This is a genomic window from Mesorhizobium sp. M4A.F.Ca.ET.090.04.2.1 (genome assembly GCF_003999085.1).
GTDB lineage: Bacteria > Pseudomonadota > Alphaproteobacteria > Rhizobiales > Rhizobiaceae > Mesorhizobium.
This window is the reverse complement of sequence record NZ_RZOT01000265.1, coordinates 1-7,907: the sequence shown is the minus strand read 5'-3', so window position 1 is coordinate 7,907 and position 7,907 is coordinate 1. Positions and strand designations below refer to the sequence as shown.

General features: G+C 65.7%; 6 protein-coding genes and 2 pseudogenes. 2 read left to right on the top strand and 6 right to left on the bottom strand.

The features are described 5' to 3' along the window. Positions 1-79: 79 nt before the first annotated feature. Positions 80-838, top strand: a pseudogene (locus tag EN781_RS19030) (DmsC/YnfH family molybdoenzyme membrane anchor subunit); the annotation flags it as partial. Between the two features lie 13 nt (positions 839-851). Here EN781_RS19030 and EN781_RS19025 read toward each other — a convergent pair. Further along, positions 852-1,730 (bottom strand): LysR substrate-binding domain-containing protein, encoded by an 879-nt coding sequence (locus EN781_RS19025; protein ID WP_126056621.1) that lies wholly within the window; start codon positions 1,728-1,730, stop codon positions 852-854. 93 nt (positions 1,731-1,823) lie between these two features. On the opposite strand from EN781_RS19025, the gene EN781_RS19020 reads away from it, so the two are divergent. Further along, on the top strand, positions 1,824-2,795 hold the full coding sequence (locus EN781_RS19020; RefSeq protein WP_126056622.1) for a quinone oxidoreductase: 972 nt from the start codon (positions 1,824-1,826) through the stop codon (positions 2,793-2,795). A gap of 13 nt (positions 2,796-2,808) precedes the next feature. Here EN781_RS19020 and pdeM read toward each other — a convergent pair whose 3' ends face one another. The 5 genes and pseudogenes from pdeM to EN781_RS18995 all read right to left on the bottom strand — a co-directional run. Further along, positions 2,809-3,525 carry a ligase-associated DNA damage response endonuclease PdeM gene (gene pdeM / locus EN781_RS19015; RefSeq protein WP_126056623.1) on the bottom strand — a complete coding sequence of 239 codons (717 nt, stop codon included), beginning with the start codon at positions 3,523-3,525 and terminating at the stop codon, positions 2,809-2,811. A 19-nt stretch (positions 3,526-3,544) separates the two neighbouring features. Continuing rightward, a complete protein-coding gene (locus EN781_RS19010; protein WP_126056624.1) occupies positions 3,545-6,061 on the bottom strand; it encodes a ligase-associated DNA damage response DEXH box helicase in 2,517 nt (838 codons plus the stop codon). 93 nt (positions 6,062-6,154) lie between these two features. Continuing rightward, the gene (locus tag EN781_RS19005; RefSeq protein ID WP_126056625.1) at positions 6,155-7,015 is read right to left on the bottom strand and encodes an NlpC/P60 family protein; all 861 of its coding nucleotides are present in this window, start codon (positions 7,013-7,015) and stop codon (positions 6,155-6,157) included. 28 nt (positions 7,016-7,043) lie between these two features. Beyond that, positions 7,044-7,394, bottom strand: coding sequence for a MarR family winged helix-turn-helix transcriptional regulator (locus EN781_RS19000; RefSeq protein WP_126056626.1), 351 nt, complete (start codon positions 7,392-7,394; stop codon positions 7,044-7,046). Between the two features lie 66 nt (positions 7,395-7,460). Next, positions 7,461-7,907 (bottom strand): annotated as a pseudogene (locus tag EN781_RS18995) (M17 family metallopeptidase); the annotation flags it as partial.

The following is a 7,907-nucleotide window of genomic DNA, read 5'->3' as shown; positions in this document are numbered from 1 at the left end:
GCCAGGAACTGCGCCACTGCGAGAAGGCGCGCCAGGCTCGTTCAGGCCGCCCGAGATGGCCGGTCGATGACAGAAGGCCGGCCATCTCGGGCGGCCTGAACGAGCCTGGCGCGCCTTCTCGCAGTGGCGCAGTTCCTGGCTGTCGCGCGAGGGCGTTGCGTCGGTCGCGACCTTCATCCCGGCCGGACTGTTCGGCATCGGCTGGGTGTTTTTGGGCCGCAACGGCGGCTGGGTGGCAATCGCCGGGGTGTTGGCTGCCCTCGGCGCGGTCACCACGGTCTGCACCACCGGCATGATCTATGCCTCGCTGAAGCCAATCGCGCAGTGGCACAGCCGCTTCACCCTGCCCGGCTATCTGATCTTTTCCGCGATGACCGGCGGCGTGCTTTTCAACGCGCTGCTGCAGGTCTTCGGCGTCGGTTCGGTGGCCGTGCTAGCGCTCTCGATGCTTGCCACCCTTGCCGGCTGGGGGTGGAAGCTAGCGACCTGGCGGTACAATGACCGGCTGGAAACTCCGACTACCGCCAACACCGCGACGGGCCTCGCCGGAGGCACGGTGCGGTCGCTGGAATGGCCGCACACCGAAGAGAACTATCTTCTCAAGGAAATGGGCTTTCGTATCGCCCGAAAGCACGCCGCCAAACTGCGGCGGATTACGCAGGTGCTGGCTTTCGCCTTGCCGGCCCTGCTGCTTGCCGTTGCGTCCGCTTTGCCCTGGCCGGTCGCGGCGGTCCTGTCGGTGCTTGCGGCCATCCTCCAGTTCGCCGGTATGCTGGTCGAGCGCTGGCTGTTCTTCGCCGAGGCGAAGCACACGGTCACCCTCTATTACGGCCGGTAGCGCGTTCTCTCCGTCATGCCGCCCGTGCCCGTGGCGCGGCTGGCAAGTCCTTCAGCAAGATTTCGATCGCGGCGTCGACGACGGCTGTCCGTCGGTCGTGTGCGTAAAGACCGTATTGGACCGTCAGCGTGTCGGGAACGCCAGCAGATGTCTTCAGCACCCGCATCGAAGCAGTGCGCACCGATTCGGGCGGAAGCAGCCCGACGCCCAGCCCATTCTCGATCGCTGCCTGCAGGCCGGTGATGCTCTGGCACGACAAGCCGATCCTGTGCTCCCTGCCGGCGGCAAGCAGCGCCTCGATCATACGCCTGCGCCAAGGGCAGGTTGCGCCAAAGGCGACGAGATCGAGCGGCCGCCCCGCATCCAGCTCGTAGTCGTGAGCGCAGACCCACTGCAGTTCGACGTTCCACGTCGTCAGGGCATCGGCCGCGACGACGGATGTCGGGGCGATCATGACATCCAGCACATCCTCACTCCAAAGCCGTCCCAGCGCGACACTGTGCTCGACCGTCACGTCAAGGCTGATCTCGGGATAGGTGCGATGAAGCCGCCCGAGTGCTGCCGACAGCGCTGCCGTCGTGACCTCCTCGGCGAGGCCGATACGCACGCCGCCGCCTACGCCGGCCGGCCGCAGACGTGCCACCGCCTCATCGCCCAGAGCCAGGATGCGGGTCGCGTATCCCAGAAAGAGTTCCCCCTCCGCGGTTGGCACGACACCGCGGCCGGTGCGTTGGAACAGGTGCCGTTGCAGCAATCCTTCGAGCCGCCGCATCTGCATGCTCAGCGACGATTGGGTTCTGCCGGTCTGCGCAGCGACCCTGCTCAGGCTGCCCTGCCGGCAGACCGCCACATAGGTGCGAAGAAGGTCGAGGCCTATTTGCTCAGATATCATGATCCTTGAACTCTGATGTCACGGATATCAGCCTACAATGATATCGCGCCACGCGCTATCTCCCTGCCACGAGACAGCGCAAGGAAGAAATCCATGAAAGCGATCCGCGTCCACCGCCATGGCGGGCCAGATGTGCTTGCCTATGAAGATGTCGACATCGGCCAGCCCGGACCCGGCGAGGTCCGCGTGTGCAACCGGGCGGTCGGCCTAAACTTCGTCGACATCTATTTCCGCACCGGCGAATATGCGCCGCCCGCTTTGCCATTCACGCCGGGCAATGAAGGCGCCGGCGAAATCGTCGCCGTCGGCGAAGGGGTGAGCGGCTTCGCGTCCGGCGATCGTGTCGCCTATGTCGAGACGCTGGGCGCCTATGCCGAGGAACGCATCGTGCCGGCGCATTTTGTCGTCCATCTGCCCGACGCCATCGACTTCGAGACCGGCGCGGCGATGATGCTGAAGGGGCTGACGGCGCAATATCTGCTGCGCCGCACGTTTCGCGTCGAGGCGGGCCACACCATCCTCGTGCAGGCCGCGGCGGGCGGCGTCGGCCTCATCCTGACACAATGGGCTAAGCATCTCGGCGCCACCGTCATCGGCACGGTCGGTTCGCCAGAGAAGGCCGAGCTCGCGCGCGCCAGTGGCTGCGACCATGTCATCGACTATGGCAGGGAAGACTTTGCCGCGCGGGTGAGGGAGATCACTGGTGGCGAAGGCTGTCACGTCGTCTACGACGGCGTCGGCAAGGCGACCTTTCCCGCCTCGCTCGGTTGCCTGCGGCCCTTTGGCACCTTCGTCAGCTTCGGCACGGCGTCAGGATCGATCCCGCCGTTCGACATCATGCTGCTGATGCAGAAAGGCTCGCTGTTCGCCACCTGGCCGTTGTTGTTCCATCATCTCGCCAGGCGCGAGGACGTCGTCGCCATGAGCGAAGAACTCTTCAGCGTCGTGCTGAGCGGTGCCGTGAAAATACCCTTGCACGCCCGGATCCCGCTCGCCAAAGTGGCCGAAGCGCATCGCCGGCTAGAAGCGCGGCAGACGATCGGCGCAACCGTAATGCTTCCTTAGAGCAATTCCCAGTTCAGCCTGGACGCAGCATGGCGTGGGAAATGGCGAAGATGCGTTCGGCGCCGAGCATGTAGGCCATCAGCGTCTCGCGACGGAACAGGCCTGCATAGGCGCGGTCGAGCACGTTGAGCGAGCCGGTGTAGGCGCCGAAGGCCGGCATGATCATGCGGCCGCCATCGGCGGCGAAGCAGCGCCGCCGCACCGAGCGGCCGCGCTGGACGATGCGGGCGCAAGGGTGGAGATGGCCTGATATCTCGCCTTCCACGCGCACCTTCGACGGCTCGTGCCGGAAGAGCAGCGAGCCGATGGCTAGCTCGCGCACGGTCTCGCCGGGCAGGTCGGCCGGCGCGTCGGGATCGTGGTTGCCGGCGATCCAGAACCAGTCACGGCCCGCCATCAGGCTTTCCAGCCGATCTCGGAAACTCGCGTGCATGCGCTCGGCGCCGCCGCCGTCATGGAAAGAGTCGCCCAGGCTGATGACGATCGCCGGCTGGTAGTCGGCGATCGCCGCCTGCAGCCTGAGCAGTGTCGCACCTGTATCGTAAGGCGGGATCAGCGAGCCTCGCCTGGCGAAGGAAGAGCCTTTTTCCAGATGCAGGTCCGATACCGCGAGCAGCCGCAGGTCAGGGAAGTAAAGCACGCCGCGCGGGTCGCAGACGGCGCGCTCGCCGGCGATGCCGATCAGGTCGGCCTCGGCGATCAGCGTTGCGCGCGTCAGCGAAAAATTCATCCCTCTCCGTCCCCAGTCCTTATCGGCCCATGGCCTCCTCGACCAGATCGGCGGCTTCCATCAGCAGCGTCTCGTTGGCACCGCCATTGACCGGTTCCTTGCCGATCTCCAGCATCACCGGGATCGCTAGCGGCGAAATCTGGTCGAGATGCTTATGCACGATTCGACCTCGCACACGCGAGAGCATCTCGGCGAGCCTGCTGACATCGAGCAGGCCGGCGGAGGCATCGGTGCGCGTCGCCTGCAGCAAGATATGGTCCGGCTCGTGGCTGCGAAGCACATCGTAGATCAGATCGGCCGAGACCGTCACCTGCCGGCCGCTCTTTTCCTGTCCGGGAAAGCGCTTCTCGATCAGCCCGGCGATAACCGCGCAGGTGCGGAAGGTGCGCTTCAGCATCCAGCTGTCGTTCAACCAGGCTTCGAGGTCGTCGCCCAGCATGTCCTCGTCGAACAGTTGGCCGAGTGATGGCTTCTTCGCCCTGAACAAAGCCGCCATGTCGTCCAGCGCCCAGACGGCAAGCGAATAGTCGGTGGCGACGAAGCCGAGCGGTCTCGCATGCGCGCGCTCCAGCCGCCGTGTCAAAAGCATGCCCAGCGTCTGGTGCGCCAGCCGGCCCCCGAACGGATAGGCGACCATGTAGTGGCGGTTGCCGCGCGGAAAGGTCTCGACCAGCAGGTCGCCGCGCTTCGGCAGCACCGACTTTTCCTTCTGCAGGCGAAGCCAGTCGGCGACCTGCTCCGGCAGGGCCTGCCAGCGATCGCTGTCGGCCAGCATGCCGCGCACCTGCTCGGCCAGGTAGGTCGACAGCGGGAATTTGCCGCCGGCATAGGAGGGCACGATGATGTTGGCTCCGGCGCCGTTGGAGACGACGCATTCGTTCTCGCGGATGCCTTCGAAACGCAGCACCTTGCCGGCAAACAGGAAATTGTCACCGGGGCGCAGCGTCTCGGCGAAATACTCCTCGACCTTGCCAAGCACCGGCCCGCCGCGTCCGGCCATGCCGCGCCCCTGCCGGACATAGCGGACATTGAGCTCCGGCATCTCGACGATGGTGCCGACATTCAGCCGGTATTGCTGCGCGACACTCGGATGCGAGACGCGCCACAGACCCTCCTTGGTCCGGCGGATGCGGGCATAGCGCTCATAATTCTTCAGCGCGTAGCCGCCGGTAGCGACGAAATCGATGACGCGGTCGAAGGTCTCGCGCTCCAGCGCGGCATAGGGGGCGGCGCTTCTCACCTCCACGAATAGATGCCCGGCATCGAAGGGTCCGCCGCAGGCCACGCCCAGCACATGCTGCGACAGCACATCGAGCGCGCCCTTGATCAGCGGCGGCGTGTCCTGCGCGCCAAGATAGTTGGCGTCGAGGGCGGCGCGGCATTCCAGCACCTCGAAACGGTTGGCCGGAATCAGGATCGCCTTGGACGGCTCATCCATGCGGTGGTTGGCGCGGCCGATGCGCTGCGCCAGCCGGCTTGCCCCCTTGGGCGCGCCGACATGCACGACCAGATCGACATCGCCCCAGTCGATACCGAGATCGAGCGTCGAGGTGGCGACGATGGCGCGTAGTGCATTCTCTCCCATCGCCTTCTCGACACGCCGGCGCTGGCCGACATCGAGCGAGCCGTGATGCAGCGCGATCGGCAGCGAATCCTCGTTTGCCCGCCACAGCTCCTGGAACAGCAGTTCGGCCTGGCTGCGGGTGTTGACGAACAAAATCGTCGTGCGGTGTCTTTTGATCGCCTCGTAGATTTCCGGGATGGCATAGCGGGCCGAATGACCGGACCACGGCACGCGCTCCTGCGAATCGAGAATGGAGATGTCGGGCTTGGCGCCGCCTGCCACGGTGATCAGTCCGGCCATCTCGCCGGGTGGGTTCTGCGCGACCAGCCAGCGGCGCAACTCGTCGGGCTCGGCGACGGTCGCGGAAAGCCCGATCGTCTGCAGATTGGGAACGAAAGCGCGCAGCCGCGCCAGGCCGAGCGCCAGCAGATGACCGCGCTTCGAGGTGACCAGCGAATGCAGTTCGTCGAGCACGATGTAGCGCAAATCCTCGAAGAAGCGTCTTGCATCGTTCGAGGCGATCAACAGGGCAAGCTGCTCGGGCGTCGTCAGCAGGATGTCGGGCGGCGCCAGCTTCTGCCTTTGGCGCTTGTGCGAAGGCGTGTCGCCGGTGCGCGTCTCGATGGTGACGGGAAGCCCGATCTCTTCCACTGGCTTGCCGAGATTGCGCTCGATGTCGACGGCCAGCGCCTTGAGCGGCGAAATGTAGAGCGTGTGGATGCCGCGATGCGCCTCGCCGGGCTTCCGCCTGGGACGGTTGGCAAGTTCGATCAGCGAAGGCATGAAGCCGGCGAGCGTCTTGCCGGCGCCGGTCGGCGCGATCAGCAGCACCGACTGGCCGGCTTGCGCCCGCGCCAAAAGTTCAAGCTGATGGGCGCGCGGCGACCAGCCCTTCTGCCCGAACCATCTGACGAATGGCTCGGGCAGCACCACGGCGGCATTCCGTTCGGCAAGGCGCGGCTGCTCTGTCACGCGCCAGAGGTAGCGCGACGGCGCGCGATCGCCAAGAAAAATCGGAACAAAAGGGGATCAACGTTCCTCGCCCCGTTTACGGGGAGAGGAAGGTCAGGGCCGCCGAAACCCCGTCGGGCCGCCATAGAGATAGCCGATGCGCTCGACGGCCTCCTTCAGCCCTTCGCGCGAGACCAGCATTGTGTGGCCGTTGGCGTGGATCATGGTGTCGGGGTCGGTCATGATCGCGACATGGCCCTTCCAGAAGACGAGGTCGCCGCGCCGCAAGCCCGCGAAGTCAGGTCCCGGATCGAGCGGCTCGCCGATCGATGCCGCCTGCATGTCGGAGTCGCGCAGCACGTCCTTGCCCGTCATGCGCATCGCCAATTGCACGAGGCCGGAGCAGTCGATGCCGAAGCCGGAGACGCCGCCCCACAGATAGGGCGTGCCGAGAAAACCCTCCGCAACCGAAACATAGTCGGTCGCAACTTCGCCTATGGATCGCAGATGGGCCGCGATAAGCGCCTGGCCGGACGACAAAAGGGCATAGGGCGTGCCGCGCGTTTCGGCCGAGCCCGTCACAGTCACCGCCGAGCCCATCGACAATTGGCCGCTTACCGGGATGCGCAGGTCAGGGCCAGGATAGAGGAAGGTGCGCGGCACCGAGACGACATGGGTCGGCGCGTGATCCCTCGCCCCAAGCACGGTGTCGGCGACATAGCCGACATAACCGTCGCGCTCGGCCTGGATCCAGGCCCAGCCTTCCCTCTCCTCGAAGACCAGGACATCGTCGCCGAACACGGCCTGCGTGTTGACGCCGGCATCCCAGCGCGGTGCCTTGCGCAGATCCGCCACCGGAACGGAAATCCGCGCCGGTAGCCCGGCGACGAAACGCTCGGCTGAAACCTCGCCTTTCAGCCTGGCATCGGCGAGATCGGAACGGAAGGCGTGGAGGCGGGCATCCCTGGCGGTCAAATCGGCACTCGGTCAGATGGACGATCGGTCAGATGGGCAGTTCATGGGCCCTAGCGATGATACCATCGCCGAAGCGCTCGACAAAGAGCGCGCCCTCGACGGTACGCCTGATCAGGACGTTGCGCTTGTCGAGCTCATCGCGGTGGCGCGACACCAGCTTCAGCGCGCCCATCGTGTCGAGCGCTCGCGTGATGACCGGCTTGGTGACGTTGAGCCGGGCCGCGAGCCCACGCACCGTATGCGGCGGCGGGTCGAGATAGATGGTGAACAGGATCGCCGTCTGGCGCATGGTGAGATCGGGCGCGCCGTCGCGCACCTGCGACAGCATCACCTGCTGCCACAGTCTGAGAGCCTGGCTGGGGCGCATCGAGATCGACATCGCCCCAGCATGCCGGCAAATTGTTTCGGTTCCGTTTCAGTACCGGCGTATTTGGCCCCAAAGGCATCACCCGAAACGCCTGGAGATAATCCGCTCCAGCGCGCGAATGCCCTGCGCCTCGCCGCCGGCAATGCCATGCGCGCGATCCGACGGATTCCAGGCGAAGATGTCGAAATGCGCCCAGCGCGGCGTCTTCTCGACGAAGCGTTTGAGGAAAAGCGCCGCAGTGACCGAGCCGGCGAAGCCATCGCTGGTGACGTTGTTGATGTCGGCGATCTTCGACGACAGCTTTGCATCGTAGGGTCGCCACAAGGGCATGCGCCACAGCGGATCCTCGACCGCCATCGATGCCGCCGACAGCTCGGACGCCAGCACCTCATCGCCGGTGTAGAAGGGCGGCAGATCCGGACCGAGCGCGACACGGGCAGCGCCGGTCAGCGTCGCCATGTCGACGAGCAGCTCGGGCTGTTCGTCATCGGCCAGCGCCAGCGCATCCGCCAGCACCAGCCGCCC

Excerpts from the sequence above, each read along its gene's own strand:
- EN781_RS19025 (WP_126056621.1), bottom strand. The coding sequence starts at position 1,730 with ATGATATCTGAGCAAATAGGCCTCGACCTTCTTCGCACCTATGTGGCG.
- EN781_RS19020 (WP_126056622.1), top strand. The coding sequence starts at position 1,824 with ATGAAAGCGATCCGCGTCCACCGCCATGGCGGGCCAGATGTGCTTGCC.
- pdeM (WP_126056623.1), bottom strand. The coding sequence starts at position 3,525 with ATGAATTTTTCGCTGACGCGCGCAACGCTGATCGCCGAGGCCGACCTG.
- EN781_RS19000 (WP_126056626.1), bottom strand. The coding sequence starts at position 7,394 with ATGTCGATCTCGATGCGCCCCAGCCAGGCTCTCAGACTGTGGCAGCAG.